Annotated in this window: 16 protein-coding genes; 13 read left to right on the plus strand and 3 right to left on the minus strand. The window is 54.9% G+C overall.

Annotated features, from left to right (window positions below; genetic code table 11):
- The coding region (locus tag ACTG33_RS10455) for a PAS-domain containing protein (protein ID WP_439135154.1) at positions 1 to 3,319 on the plus strand (3,319 nt) is incomplete at its 5' end.
- A 13-nt stretch (positions 3,320 to 3,332) separates the two neighbouring features.
- Here ACTG33_RS10455 and ACTG33_RS10460 read toward each other — a convergent pair.
- Entirely contained in the window at positions 3,333 to 4,025 is a 693-nt protein-coding gene (locus ACTG33_RS10460; protein ID WP_439135155.1) for a response regulator transcription factor, read from the minus strand.
- 507 nt (positions 4,026 to 4,532) lie between these two features.
- Between ACTG33_RS10460 and ACTG33_RS10465 the strand changes: the two genes are divergently transcribed.
- The 6 genes from ACTG33_RS10465 to ACTG33_RS10490 all read left to right on the plus strand — a co-directional run bounded on the left by ACTG33_RS10465 (position 4,533) and on the right by ACTG33_RS10490 (position 11,371).
- Entirely contained in the window at positions 4,533 to 5,795 is a 1,263-nt protein-coding gene (locus ACTG33_RS10465; RefSeq protein ID WP_439135156.1) for a DcaP family trimeric outer membrane transporter, read from the plus strand.
- Positions 5,796 to 5,915: 120 nt separating this feature from the next.
- Positions 5,916 to 6,182, plus strand: a complete 267-nt coding sequence (locus ACTG33_RS10470; protein WP_439135157.1) for a DUF4212 domain-containing protein — start codon at positions 5,916 to 5,918, stop codon at positions 6,180 to 6,182.
- An 11-nt stretch (positions 6,183 to 6,193) separates the two neighbouring features.
- Positions 6,194 to 7,924, plus strand: coding sequence for a sodium:solute symporter family protein (locus tag ACTG33_RS10475; RefSeq protein ID WP_439135158.1), 1,731 nt, complete (start codon positions 6,194 to 6,196; stop codon positions 7,922 to 7,924).
- A gap of 176 nt (positions 7,925 to 8,100) precedes the next feature.
- Positions 8,101 to 8,610 carry a hypothetical protein gene (locus ACTG33_RS10480; protein ID WP_439135159.1) on the plus strand — a complete coding sequence of 170 codons (510 nt, stop codon included), beginning with the start codon at positions 8,101 to 8,103 and terminating at the stop codon, positions 8,608 to 8,610.
- Positions 8,611 to 8,717: 107 nt separating this feature from the next.
- Entirely contained in the window at positions 8,718 to 10,622 is a 1,905-nt protein-coding gene (locus tag ACTG33_RS10485; RefSeq protein WP_439135160.1) for a DUF294 nucleotidyltransferase-like domain-containing protein, read from the plus strand.
- 47 nt (positions 10,623 to 10,669) lie between these two features.
- Positions 10,670 to 11,371 carry a 3'-5' exonuclease gene (locus tag ACTG33_RS10490; RefSeq protein WP_439135161.1) on the plus strand — a complete coding sequence of 234 codons (702 nt, stop codon included), beginning with the start codon at positions 10,670 to 10,672 and terminating at the stop codon, positions 11,369 to 11,371.
- A 21-nt stretch (positions 11,372 to 11,392) separates the two neighbouring features.
- On the opposite strand, the gene ACTG33_RS10495 is transcribed toward ACTG33_RS10490, so the two are convergent.
- Positions 11,393 to 11,824 carry a DUF4124 domain-containing protein gene (locus ACTG33_RS10495; protein WP_439135162.1) on the minus strand — a complete coding sequence of 144 codons (432 nt, stop codon included), beginning with the start codon at positions 11,822 to 11,824 and terminating at the stop codon, positions 11,393 to 11,395.
- Positions 11,825 to 12,349: 525 nt separating this feature from the next.
- Here ACTG33_RS10495 and ACTG33_RS10500 point away from each other — a divergent pair.
- From ACTG33_RS10500 to ACTG33_RS10510, 3 genes are all read left to right on the plus strand, one after another.
- Complete coding sequence (locus tag ACTG33_RS10500; protein WP_439135163.1) at positions 12,350 to 14,086, plus strand: acetolactate synthase 3 large subunit; 1,737 nt, start codon at positions 12,350 to 12,352, stop codon at positions 14,084 to 14,086.
- 1 nt (position 14,087) lies between these two features.
- Complete coding sequence (gene ilvN / locus ACTG33_RS10505; protein WP_439135164.1) at positions 14,088 to 14,579, plus strand: acetolactate synthase small subunit; 492 nt, start codon at positions 14,088 to 14,090, stop codon at positions 14,577 to 14,579.
- A 110-nt stretch (positions 14,580 to 14,689) separates the two neighbouring features.
- Entirely contained in the window at positions 14,690 to 15,874 is a 1,185-nt protein-coding gene (locus tag ACTG33_RS10510) for a methyltransferase (RefSeq protein WP_439135165.1), read from the plus strand.
- A 37-nt stretch (positions 15,875 to 15,911) separates the two neighbouring features.
- On the opposite strand, the gene ACTG33_RS10515 is transcribed toward ACTG33_RS10510, so the two are convergent.
- Positions 15,912 to 16,382 (minus strand): MarR family winged helix-turn-helix transcriptional regulator, encoded by a 471-nt coding sequence (locus ACTG33_RS10515; RefSeq protein WP_439135166.1) that lies wholly within the window; start codon positions 16,380 to 16,382, stop codon positions 15,912 to 15,914.
- Positions 16,383 to 16,600: 218 nt separating this feature from the next.
- Here ACTG33_RS10515 and ACTG33_RS10520 point away from each other — a divergent pair, with 218 nt between their 5' ends.
- The 3 genes from ACTG33_RS10520 to ACTG33_RS10530 all read left to right on the plus strand — a co-directional run bounded on the left by ACTG33_RS10520 (position 16,601) and on the right by ACTG33_RS10530 (position 19,975).
- A complete protein-coding gene (locus ACTG33_RS10520; protein WP_439135167.1) occupies positions 16,601 to 17,962 on the plus strand; it encodes an MFS transporter in 1,362 nt (453 codons plus the stop codon).
- A 338-nt stretch (positions 17,963 to 18,300) separates the two neighbouring features.
- The gene (ssb, locus tag ACTG33_RS10525) at positions 18,301 to 18,951 is read left to right on the plus strand and encodes a single-stranded DNA-binding protein (RefSeq protein WP_439135168.1); all 651 of its coding nucleotides are present in this window, start codon (positions 18,301 to 18,303) and stop codon (positions 18,949 to 18,951) included.
- Positions 18,952 to 19,051: 100 nt separating this feature from the next.
- Positions 19,052 to 19,975 carry an SDR family oxidoreductase gene (locus ACTG33_RS10530; RefSeq protein ID WP_439135169.1) on the plus strand — a complete coding sequence of 308 codons (924 nt, stop codon included), beginning with the start codon at positions 19,052 to 19,054 and terminating at the stop codon, positions 19,973 to 19,975.
- Positions 19,976 to 20,027 lie beyond the last annotated feature (52 nt).

Raw genomic sequence — 20,027 nt, forward strand, 5'->3', positions numbered from 1 at the left:
CAGTTCGCGTAACAAAGTGACTTCCATTGCCGATTTTATCGGTTCGCGCTATGGCAAAAACCAGCGTTTGGCCGCTATTGTCACCTTGGTGTTGGTGGTGGGAACCCTGCCTTACATCGCGCTGCAGTTGCGCGCAGTAGGCATTGCCTGGTCGGCGATGCACTGGGGAACAGGCAGTACGACATCGTTTGATTCCTGGTCGAGCCTGATCGCCGCCATGGTGATGGCCTGGTTTGCCATCCTCTTTGGTACCCGTGTGATTGATGGTCCGGATCGTCATCGCGGATTGATTACTGCGGTGGCCGTCGAGTCGGTGGTCAAGGTGGTCGCGTTTGTGGTGGTGGCGATTCTCGCGGTGCGGGTCATGAGCGGTGACGGAATGCTCGAAAGTGGCCTGGAGCTTTATGACACGGCGGCCTCCCCCAATTTTCATCTGGGCCAACTGACTTCGCCTCTGTTCTTTACCGAAATACTGTTAGCTGGTATCGCAATTGTCTGTTTGCCTCGACAGTTTCACGTCATGGTGGTGGAGTATCATCACCGATCCGATTTGCGTTACACCCGCTGGTTGTTGCCGCTGTATCTGGGTATTTTTGCGGTGCTGGTTTGGCCGCTGGCGCAAGTCGGCGCACAATTGTTTTCCGGTTTAAGCGTTCATCCTGACAGCTACGTACTCACCTTGCCTCGTTGGGCGGGGGCAGAAATCACTCTGGTGGTGACGTTTATTGGTGCCCTGTCGGCGGCCACCGGGATGGTGGTGATGGCGACCATTGCCCTGTCGATCATGATTTCCAATGAGCTGATTGTGCCCACCTGGCTGCGTTCCAATTCGCGTCGGGGACAGACCGCCAGCGATCTGGGGCGTTCCCTGAGGTTGATCCGGCGCGGATCCATCATTGCCGTGTTAATGCTGGGGTGGGCACTGGAACGTTACATGAGTAACACCGAAGGGCTCGCGTCTATGGGGCTGATTTCTTTCGCGGCGACCGCGCAAGTCATGCCCGCGGTGTTGGGTGCGCTCTACTGGTCCAGAGGCCATGCCTACGGTGTTATCGCCGGTGTGTTGGTGGGCATGTCGCTGTGGCTGTATTGCCTGTTGTTGCCCGCGGTTTTACCGGCTGGCCACCCTTTGGTGGTCCATGGTTTGTTTCATGTGCCGTGGCTGACCCCCAACAATTTACTGGGGATGGGCTGGCTGGATCCTTTGAGCCATGGTGTCTTTTGGAGCTTGTTAGCCAATACGCTGGTATTTTTTCTGGTGTCCCGCCGCTCCACTTTTCGGTTGCTGGATGTGCGTCAGTCCGATGCGTTTACCCGTCTGCGCTGGAAGCTGCATCAACCGCAACTGGATATGGAGCCATCCGGCATTGAGGTGCGACAGCTGCAGGCGCTGATGGAGCCGTTGTTTGGCCCCGATCGCACGTTGGAAATGTGGCAGGAGTTTCAGCAGCGGGTGGGGCATCGATTACTACCCCATGATCAGACGCCGCGTTTTGCGGTCTCCATGATTGAAAGCGACCTGGCGGCGATTATCGGTGCAGTGTCAGCCCACAGGGCGATGCAGTTGTTGGTCAGTCAGCAGCCGTTGCAGTTGCAGGACTTTGTGTCGTTAGTGGGCGGCAGTTCGCGCCAGCTGCAGTTCAGTCAGACGCTGTTGCAGACCACGCTGGAAACCATCCCTCAAGGGATCAGTGTGGTGGATAAAGACCTGCGTTTGGTGGCCTGGAATGAGCAGTACCAGCGAATGTTCGACTACCCCAAGCGGTTGCTGTACGTGGGCTGCAACATCGAGAAAATTTATCACTACAACGCCATGCGCGGTTATCTGGATACCAGTGAGGGCGGTACGGAAGCGGCGGTGGAGCGGCGCTTGAATCAATTGCGTTCCGGTAATCCCCATCGGTTGGAGCGCGATCTGCCCGGCGATCGTGTGGTGGAAATTCGCGGCACGCCGTTGGCCAACGGCGGGTATGTGACCACTTATACCGATGTCAGCGATTACCACCACATGCTCGATCAGTTAGAGCTGGCTAAAGAGACGCTTGAGGATCGCGTTGAATCCCGCACCGCCGAACTGAGTGAGGCAAATGCGTCACTGCAGCGTGAAAATGATTTGCGGGCGCGAGTCGAACAGGAGCTCAAAGAGGTGCATGCCAGCAAGAGTCGGTTTCTGGCTGCCGCCAGTCACGACCTGTTGCAGCCCATCAATGCGGCGCGTCTGTTTGTGGCTTCTCTGCATGCCAAACTCAATGAGCTGAATTTGAAGCGTCCTCCTGACACGTCTTCGGTGGAGTCTCCGGTTTTGACCGGGCGTCATCATTCCTTGCGCAGCGATGTTGATCATCTGGACGATGCCTTGGCTCAGGCAGAGCAACTGATCAGTTCAATGCGGGAAATTTCCAGACTGGGTTCTGGCAAAGAGCGACCGAAGCGGGAAAACTTTTCCATCGACAGTCTGTTGCGACCACTGGCCGGAGAGGCCAGTGCTCTGGCAAACAAGCAGGGGCTGCAATTTCGCTGGGTGCCGTCTTCTGTGTGGGTGTTCAGTGATTCCCATTTGCTGCGGCGAGTGCTGCAGAATTTTATATCCAATGCGTTGCGTTATACCCGCTCGGGCAAGGTGCTGTTGGGGTGCCGCAGGCATAAAGACCGGTTGGTGGTTGAAGTTTGGGACACAGGGCCGGGCATTGCCGAGGCTGATCGCCAGCGGATCTTTGATGAGTTTGAGCGTTTGAATACTGCCAGTGCCGGTAATCAGGGCTTGGGGCTGGGGTTATCCATTGCCCAACGCATCTCGCAATTGCTGGGGCATGGTATTGAGATGGATTCGGTGCCGGGCAAGGGCTCGGTATTTCGCATTTCAGTCAACCTGGGTGAAGAGCAGGCGCAGGCGCGGGTGAAACCGGTGACCGATTCCCGCCTGTCGGGTTTGTCGGTGCTGTGTATCGATAACGAGGCGGTGATTCTGGCCGGTATGCAATCACTGCTGGAGCAGTGGGGGTGCGAGGTGATTGTGGCATCCGATTTACGCGAAGCGCTGAGTCTGTGGCCGAAAGCCACCGCGCCGGATCTGGTGCTGGCGGACTACCACCTGAATGAAGAAACGGGTCTGGATGTGTTGGAAGCGCTGCGATACCACTGGCAACAGCCGTTACCGGCCGTCGTGATCAGTGCTGATAACAGCGATGAAATGCGCGATCAGGTGCAGCAGGCGGGTTGTCTGTTTTTGGCCAAGCCGGTGCAGCCAGCCGCTCTGCGCACCTTGATGCGAAGAGCTTTGCGGCGACAAAAGGTGAGCGCGCAGGGCGCAGAAAGATAAATCCGTCAACCCTTCAAACGGACAGCTGTGATGCTTGCTTGCGGAACTCTTCCAGACTTTGAGTTGGGTGGACCGCAAGTTGACCAATGGCCACGGCAGCCTGAGTGCGGGAATGCACGCCCAGCTTCTTAAAGATTTCGGTCATGTGAGCCTTGATCGTGGCTTCGGTGACATTCAGTTCGTAGGCAATCTGCTTGTTAAGAAGCCCCTGGCTAACCATTGAGGCGACACGAAACTGCTGCGGGGTCAGGCTGGCGAGCGCTTCGGCAATGTTCAGTTCCTCTTCGCCGGCCGCCGACTGATCGGCCAATCCTTCGGGCAACCAAATCTGACCGCCCAGCACGGTTAATAGCGCTGCTCTCATCGTGTCTACAGGGGCGCTTTTGGGGAGGAAGCCACTGGCACCATGATCCATGGCGCGATGAATAATATCCGGTTCCTCGTGGGCAGAGACAATCATCACCGGTATCTGCGGGTAGTGAGCGGTCAGAAAAACCAGTGCGCTAAAGCCTTCTGCTCCAGGCATGTGCAGATCCAGCAGGATCAGATGAGCGTTCGGATTGGCTTCAACGCGCTGCTGCAGGCTGCTGAAATCTTCCGCTTCAATCAATTGTGGCTGATTGAGTTCATGTTGCAGCGTGTTGCTGAGGGCCGTGCGGAAAAGGGGATGATCGTCAGCAATGATGATGCAGGGGTTCGCTATCATGGAGCTTTACCTTCCCAATCGTGAATAGTCTTATCGTTTTTGTAATTATCGTTATCCGCCGGTTTCTGGCGGTGAATTCTCTGTGTTCTTTATTATCCGTTTTGCCTATGCAGTATAGCGCCGGGGAGGGTATCTGTCCCACCTCAATATGAGCACGAAATCAGAGGCAAAAAAAAGCACAGCCCCTTGGGGAGAAGCTGTGCCGGGAAATGACTGAGAAACGAGGGTGAAATCTGTAGATCAACCACAGAGATCAAATGTTCTGCCATGATCAATTTATACCGATTGTCGGTCACTCTTGCTATTAGACTTTGGTCTAGGGGCTGATTTTATGTGCCTGTTAAAGCCATCAACGCCCGACATCAGGGATGGAAATGACTCAATACGCTTAGACTTTAGTCGGTAATTCGACCAAAGGTTAATACCGCTTCTGTATATAAGAACGAATACTCTCTCTGGAACCTGTAACTCCAATAACAGACACCAATAAATCAGGAGAGGGCATTCATGAATAATAAGTTTAAGAAACACACCGTCGCCTGCGCTGTCAGCGTTTGTTTGCTGATGTCCGCAGCACCGGCTTTCTCGGCCGATGATGAGATGATGCGCCGCATGGAAATGCTGGAGCAGGAACTCCAAACCCTGAAAGCTCAGATGGCTCGTCAGGAAGACACCATTACCACCATTGCTGTAAAGCGTGAACCCGTCGATCAGGTGGTTGAACCGCTGGTCAAGGTGAACAAGGGCGGCAGCCTGACGTTCGGTGGTTATCTCAAAGCGGATTATCGCCATGTGAATGGCGACCTGGCCTATCAGGATTACTGGCGTGGTAATGATCCTGGTGAAGTGGATACCGAACACTCCGGATTCAACGTCAAGGAAACGCGGTTCAACATGAAGTACGCTCGCGGCGATGTGAGTGCTTTTATTGAGATGGATTTCTACGGTGGTGATGGTAACGAAATCGCCACCAACTCCACCAATCCCCGTCTGCGGCACGCCTTTGTTAAGTACAAAAACTGGCTGGTTGGTCAATACTGGACGACTTTCACGCCACTGGCAGCTTTCCCCGACAGTCTCGATTTTGCTGGCCCAATGATGGGTGAAGTGTTTGTGCGTCAACCGCAAATCCGTTTCAGTGCAGGAGGTTTCAATATCGCGCTGGAAAATCCTGAAACCTGGGGTGATGGCGACATCGGTACCAACTCGGCCGGTGGTGGCGGTACCGGTATTGATCCCGACGAGAAATATCCGGATCTGGTGGCCACCTATCGCTTTGCCGGTGACTGGGGTGAAGTTCAGGTTGGTGCTCTGGCGCGGCGTCTGGATTCGGGCGGCGTTGATGAGACCGCGCTGGCGGCCAATATCGGCGGTAAGTTTAATTTCGGTCGCAACGATTTGCGCTTCCAAGTTAATGCCGGTGAATCCGGTCGATACATTGGCGGTGGCATGATTCCCGATCTGGTGATTGACCCGGATACTGGTGATATCGAAGTTGAAGAAACCGTTGCCTACATGATGTCCTACCGGCAGATCTGGAGCGATACTTGGCGCAGCAGCATTTTCTATGGAGCTTCCGAAAGTGATGTTATTGACATCAACCGCAGTCACTGGGGCGTCAATTTAATTCACCAGTTGACACCTGATCTGTCCGTCGGTTTAGAGGTAGGTAACTTTGCGGTTGATGACAAATACAAAGCCGATGGTGTAACAGAAGGCAGTGATGCGGATTCCGATTACGTGCAAATGTCCTGGAAGTATGCGCTGTAAGGTTTGTTTCCTCTGCAAAGCTGGACCAAGGTCGAATGGTGTCCGAGGTCTGGCCAGAGTAAAACTGTATTCCTATCCCAAACGACAAGACGAAAATAATTAATAACAGGAGAGACAACAATGGCTTTCAAATCTGAAGAAGATGCAAAAGCATATTGGAAAGAAAATCTAGGTCTGATGTGGAAACTGATGGTCGTGTGGTTCGTGGTGTCCTTCGGTTGCGGCATTTTACTGGTAGACGTCCTCAACAATATTCAGCTGGGTGGGTATAAGTTGGGCTTCTGGTTTGCCCAGCAAGGTGCGATTTATACCTTTGTGATTTTGATCTTTTACTACGCCCGCAAGATGGGGCAGTTGGATCGTAAATACGGCGTCCACGACGAATAGGAGCAGGCATCATGGATTTAAGAACATTAACCTACATTGTGGTCGGCCTGACGTTTGCGCTTTATATGGGCATTGCGGTCTGGGCGCGAGCGGGATCGACCAAAGAGTTCTACGTGGCGGGCGGCGGGATCAACCCGGTTGCCAACGGCATGGCAACTGCGGCTGACTGGATGTCGGCGGCTTCATTTATCTCTATGGCCGGTATGATTGCCTTTATGGGGTACGGCGGTTCGGTCTTCCTGATGGGATGGACCGGTGGCTTTGTGGTGTTGGCCATGTTGCTGGCGCCCTACCTGCGCAAGTACGGCAAGTTTACCGTGCCGGAGTTTATCGGCGATCGTTTTTATTCGCGTACCGCGAGGATCGTAGCGGTCATTTGTCTGATCATTTGTTCGGTGACCTACGTTATCGGTCAGATGAAAGGCATTGGTGTGGCTTTCTCCCGTTTCCTGGAAGTGAGTTACGAGCTGGGTCTGCTGATCGGTATGTGTATCGTTTTCTTCTACGCCGTTCTCGGTGGTATGAAGGGGATTACCTATACTCAGATCGCCCAGTACTGCGTGCTGATTCTGGCTTATACCATTCCGGCGATTTTTATCTCCCTCAACCTGACCGGTAATCCTCTGCCGCAATTGGGCTTGGGTAGCACCTTGTCGGGGACGGATGTGTATCTGCTGGATCGGCTGGATCAGGTGGTGACGGAATTGGGCTTTGCCGAATACACGACACAGGTGCGGCTCAGTACCACCAACATGTTTGCCTACACCCTGTCGCTGATGATTGGTACCGCCGGTCTGCCCCACGTGATTATTCGTTTCTTCACTGTGCCTAAAGTGAAAGATGCGCGTTCTTCTGCAGGTTGGGCATTGGTGTTTATCGCCATTCTGTATACCACTGCTCCTGCGGTAGCGGGTATGGCTCGTCTGAACCTGATCAACACCATTGAGCCTGCCTCCGGTCAAAACCTGGAATATGAATCGCGTCCACAGTGGTTCAAAAACTGGGAAAAAACCGGTCTTCTGCAATTTGAAGATAAAAATGGCGATGGCCTGGTTCAGTACAATGCCAATCCAGAAACCAACGAAATGGTGAAAGTGGATAACGACATCATGGTGTTGGCGAATCCGGAAATTGCACGTCTGCCTAACTGGGTGATTGCACTGGTGGCAGCCGGTGGCTTGGCGGCAGCCTTGTCGACGGCGGCCGGCTTGTTACTGGCGATATCCTCGGCGATTTCTCACGATTTGTTGAAAGGTGTGTTTACGCCGCAGATCAACGAGAAGCAGGAGTTGCTCGCCAGTCGGATAGCCATGGCCCTCGCCATTATTGGCGCGGGCTACCTCGGCTACAATCCGCCTGACTTTGCCGCAGGAACGGTGGCGCTGGCCTTTGGCTTGGCGGCCTCGTCCATCTTCCCGGCACTGATGATGGGTATCTTCAGCAAGACCATCAACAAGGAAGGCGCCATTGCAGGCATGATCGCCGGTATTACCGTGACACTGCTGTACGTGTTCCAACACAAAGGCATCATGTTTGTGGCGGATACCGCATTCCTCGGGGATATGAGTGCAAACTGGTTCCTGGGTATTGAGCCTAACGCCTTTGGCGCAGTGGGTGCTGTGGTCAACTTTGCGGTTGCCTTTGCAGTGTCCCGTGTCACTAAGGCACCACCACAAGAAGTGCAAGAGCTGGTGGAACATATCCGTGTACCTACCGGTGTGGTGGAAGCGCACGACCATTGATGATGACTAAAGCGGTTATGCAAAACCGTAAAGCACAATCTTCGTAAAACCCTCCTGGCCCCTTAATGGGGCCTTTTTTTGGCAGCCCAGTGGTCGTCAGTTGTCAAATGAAGGAAGATGGGCCTTACTGTGAGTCATAAGAATGATGATAAAAATCCTAACCATTGGACGTTTTCATGGGAATATTTAAAAACAAACACTTTGTGATCGCCATGTTGGTAGCGCCGGTTCTGGCGCTGATCAGTTACTTTGCGGTGGATGCCATCGTCAGTGAAAAACCACACGCTGCCCAACCGGGCGAGCGTTACTCACTGGTGGAGAAACCCAACTGCCGTTACAGCAGTGGTCAGTGCGGTTTGAAAAATGGAGACTTCGAACTGACGCTGACGACTGAATGGCGCGATGCAGATCGTGTACTGCTGATGATGAAATCGGCTTTTCCTCTGGATGGCGCACTGGTGGCGCTGGTGGAGCCGGAAACTGCCAGTGGCGGCGAGCAGCCGTTGGAAATGACTTCCGAAGGCGGTGAAGGATTGCGTTGGTCGCTGGAACTTCCCCGACCGGATCCTGAAATGGATCGCTTGCGGGTTGTGGTGTCAGCCAACCAGGCACTTTATTACGGCGATGCGGCGATGAAGTTTACGCTGTACAAAACCACGTTCGACGAAGATTTTCGTCAGGAGTAGTGCACCGTTGTGTGTGCAGGTTCTTGTGGGCACGCATTGTCATGAGTGCATCCTGGATTTGCGCGCTAGCAGGTAACGGAGTGATGAAAAACGTGAGGTAACAGGTTATGACTGAATCGTCGGTTGCTGTTCCGGAGCAGAGCTCGGTACTGAGTCCGGTGTTGAGTCCGGTGTTGAGTCCAGAGTTGCGCAACATTCGTGAATTCTTGGCAGAGTGCATTCCTTTCGATCAATTGAGTTCCAACGAACTGGATCGAGCCGCGGCCTTGATGGAGATTGGTTACTATCGCCAGGGGCATGTGTTCCAGCCTCAGGACGACGGCGGTGGTTTGCGCATTATGCGCAGTGGTGCGGCTGAGTTACGAGCGGACAATGGCCGGTTGATGGATCGCTTTGGTGAGGGTGTCAGCTTTAACCTGCTGGGTCTCAGTCAGGAAGAGTCGGGCATCAGTGCCACGGTGATTGAAGACTCGCTGGTGTATCTATTGCCTGAAACGGAATACCAAAAGATACGTCAGCAGCATCGCGACTTTGATCGCTTTTTTAGCAGTCAGCGCAGTCGACGGGTACGACGTGCGGCTCGTCACGAACCCAGTCCAAACGAAATGATGCGCAGTGTCAGCGATCTGATGAGTAGGACCCTGCTCACAGTCTCACCCCAGGACACCATTCAATCCGCCGCCCAAATTATGACTGAGGGTCGGGTGTCGTCGGTGATGGTGATGCAGGGTGAGCAGTTGCTGGGGATTGTTACCGATCGCGACTTGCGTTCAAGAGCCGTGGCCGTAGGGCTGGATCTGCAGTTACCCGTAGAGCAGATCATGACCCGTGAACCGGAATTCATTGAAGCCGATTCGACTCTATTCGATGCCACCCTGTTTATGACCCAGAAAGGCTACCACCACATTCCGGTGCTGGAGCAGGGGGTGGTGAAGGGGATTATTACGGCGTCCGATCTGATGCTGGCGCGGCAGGACGACCCGGTGTATCTGGTTCAGCACATTGGTCGGCAAAGCTCGGTGGCCGAGTTGAAAGACATTGTGACTCAGATGCCCAATCTGTTGGTGCAGTGGGTTAAATCGGGTATCAAATCCGCTCAGGTTGGCCACGTTCTGACAGCCATCAGCGACGCGGTCACTGTGCGTTTGATTGAATTGGCGGAAGAAGAGCTGGGCCCGCCGCCGGTGCCATACTGCTGGTTGGGTTTTGGCTCGCAGGGGCGCGGTGAGCAGTTGCTCGGTGCAGATCAGGATAACGGTTTGCTCATTGACGACTCCGCATCAGCAGAGGATGCGGCGTGGTTTAAGGCGCTGGCTCATCGTGTCAGCGACGGCCTCGATACCTGTGGTTACGTCTACTGTCCGGGCAAGGTGATGGCGACCACGGATGAATGGCGGCAAAGCCTGCAAGGCTGGCAGGCCACCGTCGATCGCTGGACCCGGACACCCACGGCCGATGCGGTGATGCGGGTCAGTATTTTTTTTGATCTGCGGGCAGTGCACGGCGATGCCTCGCTGTGTCAACGCTTGCAGCAGCACATGCTGAAACAGGCGGGCACCAATACCATCTTTCTCGCGGCACTGGCGGAGAATGTGCTGGATACACCACCGCCGCTGGGCATCTTCCGTCGCTTTGTGGTGGAACACAATGGCGAGCACCGCGATGAGCTCAATCTCAAAAAACGGGCGGTAATACCCATTGTGGATATTGTTCGCATCCACGCGCTGGCCAATGGCGTAACCGCTGTGAATACCCACGAGCGACTGAATGCGTTGGCGAAAGCTAAAGCCTTGACCATCAACGACAGCCGCAACCTGCAGGATGCGCTGGGGGTGATTATGCAGACCCGGGTTGAAGCTCAGGTGCAGCATTTACTGACCGCTCGAAAGCCCAGTAATTACCTTAATCCCGATGAGTTGCCAAAGCTCGTGCGAAAACAGCTTCGGGATGCGTTTGCGATTGTGGTCGACGCCCAGCAGGCGGTAAAAATCAGATACCGTCCGGGTTTGTAAGTGAAAGGCCTGGTGGCGGAGGGAGACCGTGTGAGAGATAAACGCTTATGAGTTGGGGGTTTCCCGGGTTGCGGTTGCAGCGACAACTTTACCGTTTGCGTCAGCGAAGCCTGTCGGCAGCCCAGAAGCGCGAGTTTTTGGCGCTCTCTCATTGCTGGCAACACATGCAGTGTCGGGGTGGTGATGGCTGGCGCGAGGTGGAGTTTCTGGTGGTGGATACCGAAACCTCATCACTGAATGCCGCTACAGGGGAGTTGGTCAGCGCGGGTTGGGTGGTGATTCGCGGCGGACGCGTGGTGTTGTCAACGGCCGAGCACTGGTTGATGAAGCCACGCAATAGCGTCGGCGAGAGTGCCACCATACATTCTCTGCGTGATTGTGAGTTGTCTGAAGGGTTGGGCGAAGACGATTTGATGAGTCGATTTTTACAGGCGGCCAGTGGACGGGTTTTGGTGTTTCATCATGCGCCACTGGATCTGGCCTTTCTGAATCGGATCAGTCGCCGGCTCTACGGCGCGCCCCTGCTGATGCCTGTGGTGGATACCTTGCAGGTCGAGAGCCGCAGTCTGGAACGACGAAATCAGCCGGTGATGAATAATATGCTGCGGCTGGCCAGCTGTTGCGCCCGTTACAATCTGCCGCCGGCCAGGGCCCATAACGCACTGACGGATGCATTGGCAACGGCGGAATTACTGCTGGCGCAGGTGGGTTACAAAGGCGGGAGTGTAAAACTGAGAGAGCTGCTCTGACAGATTGCTCTCTCGTACAGATCAGCAGTCTTCGGAAATTGCCTGATTGGCCATATCCATTTGCTTCTGGATTTCTGCCGGGGTCAGGTAGCGATACTCGTCACCTTCCTTGATGCGGATGCGGGCGTTTTCTTGCAGGGTCTTTTTGTTCTTCTGCGCGGCGGCGCAACGCTCAGGATCTTTCTGATAGGCTTCGGCGGCCGCAGCTTTGCTGTCAGTCTCTTCATTCTCGCCATTATTCTTGTTCTGACCCGAGGCGGCTTCAGGGTCGCCTTTGATATTGGAGGCGTGGACTTTCACCGATTTGTGCGTTTTGGAGGGCTGGGAAGAGTAGTGAATGACACCGTCTTCATCTTTCCATTTGTAAAATTCTTTGGCGAGCGCCTGGCCACTCAGGCACACCAGTGCGAAGCCCAGGCCGATTAACGTCAGAAAGCGGTGTCGTAAAACCATGATTATGTGATCCTTCAGCGTTCGTATTCAGTGGCCATTATTGCTGTTATTGGTGCCATTCACCAGTGCCGACATCGCCGGATTCTCAGTATTGCCGAGTAATCCCCGAAATTATTGAAGTTTTCTTCAGGAATCCTCGTCAAAACCGGCCGTCGCCCTTGACTTTACTGATCAAGTTGCCAGAATTGCGGGTTCGCTAGATGGCGTGTAGATCATAACCGTAACCTCGGTCTTAGCTCAGAGTTTTTCCCGAATTCTGGCATCTACTTTCCGGTGAGCCAACCGCTTGCCGAACCATCCCAGTTGCGTAGGTACGTCCATCCGACGTCGCCTACCCGATTCACTGCAGCGCCAACAGGGGCGGTCGAGTCGGGGAAGCTTCAGTCATCACTGTTTTATTTATGGATCGTTATAGAGTGCTGTGTTCAGTGTGAAGCTGGCCAGCAAAAGGGTATGGGAGCTCACAAGGTTTCCGCGGCCTACTCTGTAAGGGTTAACTATTGGTTTTTTGAAAGGGGAAAACAGGTGGAAATGCTCTCTGGCGGCGATATGCTAATTCGCTCCCTGCAAGAAGAAGGCGTCGACATCGTCTTCGGCTACCCAGGTGGGGCAGCCTTGCACATCTACGACGCAATTTTCAAACAAGATAAAGTTAAACACATCCTGGTGCGCCACGAGCAGTCCGCGACTCACGCGGCTGACGGTTACACCCGTGCGACCGGCCGTGTCGGTACCGTGCTGGTGACTTCCGGCCCGGGTGCGACCAATGCCATTACCGGTATTGCGACGGCTTATATGGATTCTATTCCTATGGTCGTGATCTCCGGTCAGGTCGCTACCGACAAGATCGGTGAAGATGCGTTCCAGGAAACGGATATGGTGGGTGTCTCCCGTCCTATCGTAAAACACAGCTTTATGGTCAAGCACGCTTCTGAGATCCCCGAGATCATCAAGAAGGCGTACCACATTGCGGCTACCGGTCGTCCGGGTCCCGTCGTTGTCGACGTGCCCAAGAACACCGTAGATCCGATGGAATCCTTCCCGTTTGAGTATCCCAAGAAGCTGAAAATGCGCTCTTATACTCCGGCGGCCAAGGGGCACAGCGGTCAGATTAAGAAAGCCGTTGGCATGCTGTTGAAAGCCAAGCGTCCCATGATCTACTCCGGTGGCGGTGTGGTTCAGGGTGAGGCCAGCAAGCTGCTGACCGAGCTGGCGCAAAAGCTGGGCTATCCAGTGACCAATACCCTGATGGGTTTGGGGGCTTATCCGGGTAACGACAAGCAGTTTGTGGGCATGCTGGGCATGCACGGTACCTTTGAAGCCAACACGGCTATGCATCACTGCGACCTGATTCTGGCGGTGGGCGCGCGTTTTGACGATCGCGTGACCAACACCACCAGCAAGTTCTGTCCAAACGCCAAGATCATTCACATCGACATTGATCCAGCGTCGATTGCGAAAACCATCACCGCGGATGTGCCGATTGTCGGTTCCGTGGACAGTGTGTTGACGGAAATGCTGGATCTGCTGAAAGAGTCCAAAGAGAAGCCGGACGAAGCTGCGCTGTCGGACTGGTGGGAACAGATCAATGAGTGGCGTGAGCGTCACGGTATCTACACTCAGCCGCGCTACAACACCAGTGGTGACATGATCATGCCGCAAGACGTGATCAAGACTCTGTACGAAGTCACCAATGGCGATGCCATCGTGTCGTCTGACGTGGGGCAGCACCAGATGTTTGCGGCGCAGTACTACCCGTTCAAGAGCCCGCGCCAGTGGATCAACTCCGGCGGTCTGGGCACCATGGGCTTTGGTTTGCCTGCGGCTATGGGCGCGGCCTTTGCGTTCCGTGACAAAGACATCGTCTGTGTCACCGGCGAAGGTTCGATCCAGATGTGTATCCAGGAGTTGTCGACCCTGACCCAGTACGGTCTACCGGTGAAAATCATCTGCCTGAACAACCAGGCTCTGGGTATGGTGAAGCAGTGGCAAGACATGGTCTACGACAGCCGCTACTCCGAGATTCACTACGAAGATTCTCTGCCGGACTTCGTCAAGCTGATGGAAGCCTATGGCCACGTCGGTATGCGCGTGAACAAAAAAGAAGATCTGCGCGCGAAAATGGAAGAGTGTTTCGCGATGAAGGATCGTGTGGTGTTTATGGACATCTACGTGGATCCTTCGGAGCACGTGTATCCTATGCTGGTCGCCCCGGGCGGTTCCATGCGTGATATGTGGTTAAGCAAAACGGAGCGTACTTAAGATGAGACGTATTATTTCTGTACTCATGGAAAATGAGCCAGGCGCCTTGTCGAGAGTGGTTGGTTTGTTTTCCCAGCGCGGTTACAACATTGAAACTCTGACTGTGGCGCCCACCGAAGACGACACCTTGTCTCGTCTGGCCGTGACCACCGTTGGCGACGATCACAAGATCGAGCAGATTACCAAAAACCTCAACAAGCTGATTGATGTGGTGAAACTGGTGGATCTGACCGAGGGTCAGCACATCGAGCGCGAGCTGATGTTGATCAAGGTGAAAGCCTCCGGTGCCCAGCGAGCTGAGATCAAGCGCTGCGTGGATATCTTCCGTGGTCAGATCATTGATGTGACCAGCACGGTGTATACCATTCAGATCACCGGTGCCAGTGACAAACTGGACGCGTTTGTTCAGTCGGTCGGCGATGCGGCGATTCTGGAAGTGGTGCGCTCTGGCGTATCCGGTATTTCCCGCGGTGAGAAAGTGTTGAGCCTCTGATTTGTGTTGCGAGTCTCAGTCAAAAAGCCCGACCTCGTGTCGGGCTTTTTTGTTTATGATGAGGCTGTATTTCTAATCCTTTTTTTAGTTATTAGTCGTTGGTTGATGCGATGAGCTACCCATCCTGGTTTGCCGAACTGGATCAGTTGCTGGTAAAGAACCGCTGCTGGTGGCAGTTCCGGCCATTTCATCAGCGCGCGATGCCGTGGTCTGGCTCTCATCCGCAGCTGGCGGAGGATCTGCAGGCTCTTGATGACGATGACGTGGCGGCTCTCGATGGCAGCCCGCAAGCTTTGGCCACTTGGTTGAAACCCTGGTTGCCCGAGGGCGATCAATTGCTGGCGTTGTGTCAGTTGCCGCACGCCCTTCAGCGGGAGCTGGACATCCCATCGCGCCTGAATGTGTCGGTGCCCGGTCGCAAGTGGCAGCAGGCCTGTCGTTTTGTGGCTGCCCGGCCGGCATCGTCCAAACCACTGTTGGAATGGTGTGCTGGCAAGGGGCATTTGGGGCGCTTGTTGGCGTCGGTGGATGCCTGTCCGGTGACCAGTTTTGAGTGGCAGCAGTCCCTGTGCGACGCCGGTTCGTCGCTGTCGGGAAAGCTGGGTCTCCCGCAGCGTTTTGTCTGTGGCGATGCCTTTGATTCCGCAGCCGGTCAGTGGCTGTCTGACGATGGGCAGGCGGTGGCGCTGCACGCGTGCGGTGATTTGCACGTGACGTTGATGCGTCACTGGGTGAATCGTCCGGTAGACAGTCTGACCATCTCGCCCTGTTGCTATCATCTGATTCAAGGCGAGGCGTATCAGCCGTTGTCCACGCTGGCCCAAACTTCGCAATTGCAGCTCGATCGCGCAGACCTAAGCTTGCCGTTGCAGGAGACGGTGACAGCCGGAAAGGGGGATCGGCGCCGGCGGGAGCAGGAGTTGTTGTGGCGTTTGTCGTTCGATGAGTGGCAGCGACAGGTGCGGGGTGTGGATGAGTATTTACCGGTTCCTGCCTTGCCCCGAAGTTACCTCCGTGGTTGCTTTATCGATTTCTGTCGGGCTGTGGCAGAGCATCACAAGCTGGATTGGCCGGACGGCGGAAACGCGGAGGATTGGCTGGAGCGAGGTAGGCTGAGACTGCAACAGGTGCAGCGGATGGAGTTAGTGGCCCATCTCTTCCGGCGGCCGCTGGAGGTCTGGCTGGCTTTGGATCGGGTGTTATTTCTGGAGTCGAGTGGTGCCACGGTTACTTTGCAGACCTTTTGCGAGCGCTCTTTAACGCCGCGTAATATTCTGATTCACGCCGGGCGCTGAGCACTCTTGAACATTCTTGAGGATTTTTGAGCATTCTTCAGGGGATGTCTTCACCTGAGCTGTTTGGGTTGCGGATTGCCTGCAAATTCAGGTGGATACGGGTGAGGGTCTGGCTCAGCTGGTTTTGCTCTTCCTCGCTGATGCCTTCCATACACTGCACTTTGAGCTCAGTGACGGTCTGCTCAATCAGTGGCAGCAGGGGTTCGCTTTTCACGGTAATAAACACCCGGTTGACCCGGCGATCTCTGGGGTCCGGGCGTCGCTCTACCAGGCCTGCAGCTTCCAGCTTGTCGATCAAGGTTCCCGCCGGAGCTTTTTCGATCAGCAATCTCTCGGCCAGCTCCGATTGCGTGAGTCCATCCTGAGTACGCAGGTGAGTGAGAACACGCCATTGAGAGCGGCTCAGATTGATGCCATCAGCTTTTAACTGGCGGTAGAGCGTGGTGCTGAACATCCGGTGGATGTCGGCCATCAAGGTGGTAAAGGGGATGTGTGGTGTGTCGTTCATAAGTGACCGGTAGGTGAAAGGTAGTCAGTGCGGGTTATCTTACGGTCTTGCTGGAGAGCTGTATAGCAGAGGCAGAGCTGCACAGCAGGGAACCTCAAGGCCGGTATAAGGGGCTTGGGTTGCTCCCAAAAAATCATCCGTGTGCCTGATGGACGATATCCGGTAAAATCCCTTCTTTTTTGGCCTTCGGCCCCCTTCACTGAATAACGGGAGACAGTGTGACCTCTTCAGCAGCTTCTTTTGAACGACGCACAGTGGCTTCGCTCGCCAGCCTGTACGCCTTCCGAATGATGGGGCTGTTTATGGTGTTGCCGGTGCTGTCTCTGTATGGCGCCGATTACGCGGGCAGCACACCGCTGTTACTGGGGCTGGCGCTGGGCGGTTACGGATTTACGCAGGCGATGTTGCAGATTCCGTTCGGTATGTTATCCGACCGGATTGGGCGCAAGCCGGTGATTGCCATGGGGTTGATCATTTTTGCCATAGGTTCGGCCGTGGCGGCAACGGCGGACTCAGTGTACGGATTGATTGTGGGGCGTTGTCTGCAGGGCGGTGGTGCCATTGCCAGTGCGATTATGGCCATGGTGGCGGATCTCACCAGTGATGAAAGTCGCACCAAGGCCATGGCCAGTATTGGCGCATCCATTGGTTTGTCTTTTTCGGTTGCTCTGGTGGTAGGGCCCGTGCTCGCCGGCTGGGGTGGTTTGTCTCTGATGTTCTGGTTCACTGTCGGGTTGGCGGCTATGGGACTGTGGGTCCTGATGAGCTGGGTGCCGACACCGGCTGTCAGTGGCGTGCGACACAGAGATGCCGGTGCGGTGCCGGCGCTGCTAAAATCCACCCTTAAAAATCGCGAACTGATCCGGTTGAATCTGGGTATTTTCACGCTGCACTTTGTCTTGATGGCCGCCTTCCTGGTCATGCCGTCGATTCTCGAAAGCCAGCTGGCCTTCCCGAGAGAGCAGCACTGGATGGTGTACCTACCGCTGTTGTTGCTGGCGTTTGTGGCCATGGTGCCGTTTATTATCGTGGCGGAGAAGCGTCGCAAAGTGAAACCTGTGTTTCTGGCAGCAGTTATATTGCTGGGCGCCATGATGGGTGTCATGGCGATCGAGCAGCATCAGCGAATTGGCTTTTTGGTGGGGCTGTTTTTCTTCTTTATGGCGTTTAATCTGCTGGAGGCAACACTACCATCCCTCATGAGCAAGCTGGCTCCGCCGGGAGCAAAGGGGACGGCCTCAGGGATTTACGCTACCTGTCAGTTTTTGGGGGCATTTGCCGGTGGTCTCGTCGGTGGGTGGGTCTTGCAGGAACATGGCGCTGCGGTGGTGTTTGAGGTCTGCGGGCTGATGGTTTTGCTGTGGTTGCTGGCGGCCGTGACAATGCGCTCTCCGCGGCATTTGTCCGGTGTTCAAGTGCCCTTGAAGCAAGCTCAGTTTGCCTCTGCCGGTCAGCAGTTGGCTGCTCTGCCGGGGGTGGTGGAAGTGGTATTGATCGTAGTGGAGAGTACCGCTTACCTGAAGGTTGATCCGGAGGTTTTTCAGCGGGACAGTCTTGCTGATATTCGCAGGGCCTGTTAACACCATTCGATGGCCTTCAGCAGTGCTCATCGAATGAGTGTTAACAGGCCTTGGGGACACCGCTCATGCTTTTTTCGGGGCTGGTTGTTCCGCCTGAGCTGGTGTAAGCTCAAGCCTTTGCCCCGCCTCCCCAAAATTGGTTATCCTGCGATGAATGCCTCTTCAGTATTAGGGTTCTGATGCTGATCCTGGAGGGTATGGGGCGTGGCACTGTTGCCGAAAGGTGGCTTCAGTTTTTATGATCACAAGTATTTACGATTACAAGTATTTACGATCAACAGTATTTAGACCGGCTCGCACCATGGAGCCGATGCAAAAGATTTTAGGAGAATATGGTTATGGCTCGTGGCGTCAACAAAGTCATCCTGGTTGGAAACATCGGCCAGGATCCGGAAATGAAATACATGCCCAGTGGCAACGCCGTGACCAATATCAGTGTCGCAACGTCGGAGCAGTGGAAAGACAAGCAGACTGGCCAGCCGCAAGAGCGTACCGAGTGGCACCGCGTGGTCTTTTTCAATCGTCTGGCTGAGATTGCCGGTGAGTATCTGCGCAAAGGCTCCAAAGTATACATCGAAGGTTCTCTGCGTACCCGCAAGTGGCAGGGGCAGGATGGTCAGGATCGTTACACCACCGAAATTGTCGCCAGCGAAATGCAAATGCTCGACAGCCGTGGTGACTCATCCGGTATGAACCAAGGCGGTTACGACAACTACGCTCAGGCTGCACCGCAGCAGTCGTACCAGCAGCCAGCTGCTCAGCAGGGCGGTATGGCGCCGCAGCATGGCGGTTCTCCGCAACAGGGTATGCCACCACAAGGTCAGGCTCCTCAGGGGCAGTCACCACAAGGACAGCCACCACAAGGGCAGCCAATGCAGCAGCCTCGCCAAGCACCGCCGCAACCTCGTCAGGCACCGCCTGCCCCACAACAACAGCCACCGCAGCCAGCGGCCGGTTTTGACAATTTTGATGACGACATCCCATTCTAGAGTTAGCCTTAGGCAGCTTGTTTAGGATATATCTGGAGGCTGTTCTGCGGCGATAGAGCAGCCTGACATGTGGTAACCCCAATAGGATTTTCCGGTTTTAGTGGCCAATAAAGTTCTCATCACCGATGCGTTTACCCCTGTGGGGCGCGCCATCTACAGCGTTTTTCAGAGCAGTGCCTACGCGGTTTTGGCGCCGCCTGCAGGCAGTCTGCCGTGGGAAAATGCCGATGCTGTTGAGCGCTACCTGCTCGATCATCACGTCGATATCATCATCAATACTGCGGGCTGGTATGAAAACCCGGATCTGAGTCAGCAGCTGACGCTGGTGAATGCCGCGGAATCGCTGGCGAAGGTGTCACAGGCGCTGGATTGTGTCGTGATCCATCTCTCGAGTTATCGTGTCTTCGGCGGTGAGAACAAGTCGGCTTACGATGAGGAAGATCAGCCTCACCCGATCAGTCCTGTCGGCAGGGCATTTCTAAAAGCCGAAAGAGCGTTTGAAGGCAATCAGCGGTGTATCTGTCTGCGACTCAGCTGGGTGCTCGATATTCTGGGTGAGTCGGTGTTTGTCCGCTTGCTGCGGGCGCTGACCACCGAAGGCCCGGTTTTGGAGGTGACTCATCAGCGGCGGGGTGCACCGCTCAGTTCTCGGGAAGTCGGTCGGGTCATACTGGCGATTACACATCAGGTTTTCTGTGGTGCAGAAAACTGGGGTGTGTTCCACCTCGCGTCCGGAGATCCTTGTTCTTCCGCAGAGTTCGCGGAAGTTGTCGCTGATATTCTGGAAAAAGAACAGCAGTTAAAGCGCGAATGGCAGGTGGAAGCTTTGTCGGACGAAGCGCTGGAAGCTCAGGGTGAGCCGGACAGCGCGGCTCTGACCGTGCGCCGCTGCCGGGATAATTTCGGTTATCAGGTGCGCAGCTGGCGACAGGGTTTGACTGGCCTGGTGCGAGCCTGGCTGGTGCAGCAGAGGCTGTTGCCCGAGAAGGCCATGCCCCGTCACGATGTCAGCGAAAGTCATTAGGCTCCAGCCCTTAGTAAGCCCAACTCCTGGCTCGCGAGCCTTCCCAGTCTAT

Origin of the sequence: Pseudomaricurvus sp., from assembly GCF_965662505.1 — a bacterium.
Taxonomy (GTDB): Bacteria; Pseudomonadota; Gammaproteobacteria; order Pseudomonadales; family Cellvibrionaceae; genus Pseudomaricurvus.

Excerpts from the sequence above, each read along its gene's own strand:
- ACTG33_RS10460 (WP_439135155.1), bottom strand. The coding sequence starts at position 4,025 with ATGATAGCGAACCCCTGCATCATCATTGCTGACGATCATCCCCTTTTC.
- ACTG33_RS10465 (WP_439135156.1), top strand. The coding sequence starts at position 4,533 with ATGAATAATAAGTTTAAGAAACACACCGTCGCCTGCGCTGTCAGCGTT.
- ACTG33_RS10470 (WP_439135157.1), top strand. The coding sequence starts at position 5,916 with ATGGCTTTCAAATCTGAAGAAGATGCAAAAGCATATTGGAAAGAAAAT.
- ACTG33_RS10475 (WP_439135158.1), top strand. The coding sequence starts at position 6,194 with ATGGATTTAAGAACATTAACCTACATTGTGGTCGGCCTGACGTTTGCG.
- ACTG33_RS10480 (WP_439135159.1), top strand. The coding sequence starts at position 8,101 with ATGGGAATATTTAAAAACAAACACTTTGTGATCGCCATGTTGGTAGCG.
- ACTG33_RS10485 (WP_439135160.1), top strand. The coding sequence starts at position 8,718 with ATGACTGAATCGTCGGTTGCTGTTCCGGAGCAGAGCTCGGTACTGAGT.
- ACTG33_RS10490 (WP_439135161.1), top strand. The coding sequence starts at position 10,670 with ATGAGTTGGGGGTTTCCCGGGTTGCGGTTGCAGCGACAACTTTACCGT.
- ACTG33_RS10495 (WP_439135162.1), bottom strand. The coding sequence starts at position 11,824 with ATGGTTTTACGACACCGCTTTCTGACGTTAATCGGCCTGGGCTTCGCA.
- ilvN (WP_439135164.1), top strand. The coding sequence starts at position 14,088 with ATGAGACGTATTATTTCTGTACTCATGGAAAATGAGCCAGGCGCCTTG.
- ACTG33_RS10510 (WP_439135165.1), top strand. The coding sequence starts at position 14,690 with ATGAGCTACCCATCCTGGTTTGCCGAACTGGATCAGTTGCTGGTAAAG.
- ACTG33_RS10515 (WP_439135166.1), bottom strand. The coding sequence starts at position 16,382 with ATGAACGACACACCACACATCCCCTTTACCACCTTGATGGCCGACATC.
- ssb (WP_439135168.1), top strand. The coding sequence starts at position 18,301 with ATGGCTCGTGGCGTCAACAAAGTCATCCTGGTTGGAAACATCGGCCAG.